The following is a 1,220-nucleotide window of genomic DNA, read 5'->3' as shown; positions in this document are numbered from 1 at the left end:
GATTGGCATGAACGTCATGTCGCAGCCTTCTTCACAGCGGCGTGCCGAGCTTGCGCCGGCGCGGGAAGATCAGCATGCCCAGCAGCCAGAAGCCCAGGCGCATGGCGTACGACAGCGCCAGGTACACCACCCACAGCACGATGAAGATCTCGAAGTTGCGGAAGGTGTCCGACTGGATGCGGTTGGCCACGCCGAAGAGTTCTTCCGCGCCGATCGACGACATGATGCTGGAGGCCAGCATCAGCAGCACGAACTGGCTGGCGAGCGCCGGGTACACGCGCTCCACCGCGGGCCGCAGGATCACGTGCCAGAACACCTGCAGCTTCGACAGCCCCAGGCATTGCGCCGCCTCGAGCTGCCCCTTGTGGATCGACTCGATGCCGGCGCGGATGATCTCGCAGCTGTACGCGCCGATGTTCACCACCAGCGCCAGCACCGCGCCCACGCCGGCCGACGGCAGCGTCGACAGCACGGTGATCGGGTGCACCAGGCTCTCGTACAGGATGCCCAGCACGATGTAGATCACGATCAACGCGGCCAGAATCAATATGGCCTGCTGCCCCTGCGACTGCTGCGCGCTCAGCGCCGTGCCAGCGAACGAGCCGCGCACGTTGGTGGGCATGGCGATGTTGGCCTCGGCCTTGGCGATGGCCTCGCGCGCATCGCCAAGGTTGGCGCCCTCAGCGAGGTTGAACGAGATGGTCGTGGCCAGTTCGCCGTCCTCGTGGCTCACCGAGGTGGCCACCGACTGCTCCTCGAACTTCGCGACCGCCGACAGCGGCACGAGCGCGGTGGCCGTGTTGCTCAGCACGTTGCCGGTCGACGCGCTGCGCAGGCCCGCGTTGGCCGACACCGGCACGGTGGTGGTGCTGGCCGTGCTCGAGGACGACGACGAACTTGAACTCGTCGTCGTGGTGCTCGCCGCCACCTGCGTGGTCACGGTCTGGCCCGCCACCACCGTCGTTTTGGTGGCCGGCACGTACACGTCGCTCAAGGCGTTGGGACTGCGCGAGTAGCGCGGCGCCCACTCCATCACCACGTGGTACTGGTTCAGCTCGGTGTAGATGGTCGCCACCTGCCGCTGCCCGAAGGCGTTGTAGAGCGCGTTATCGATGGCCGTTGAAGTAAGGCCCAGCCGGCGCGCGCTGTCGGGGTCGACCTTGGCCACCGTCTCCACGCCGTTCTCATCCTGGTCCGTGTCGATGTCGGTCAGCACCGGC

The 1,220-nt window shown here is 66.8% G+C and carries 1 protein-coding gene; it reads right to left on the bottom strand.

Annotation, left to right across the window (positions count from 1 at the left end; translation table 11 throughout):
- Nucleotides 1–31: 31 nt before the first annotated feature.
- A partial coding sequence (locus tag ACSFA3_RS24305) for an amino acid ABC transporter permease (protein ID WP_435507943.1) occupies nt 32–1,220 on the bottom strand: 1,189 nt, incomplete at its 5' end.

Source organism: Variovorax glucosi (assembly GCF_051216695.1).
GTDB lineage: Bacteria > Pseudomonadota > Gammaproteobacteria > Burkholderiales > Burkholderiaceae_C > Variovorax.
This window is presented reverse-complemented; position numbering and strand designations above follow the sequence as displayed.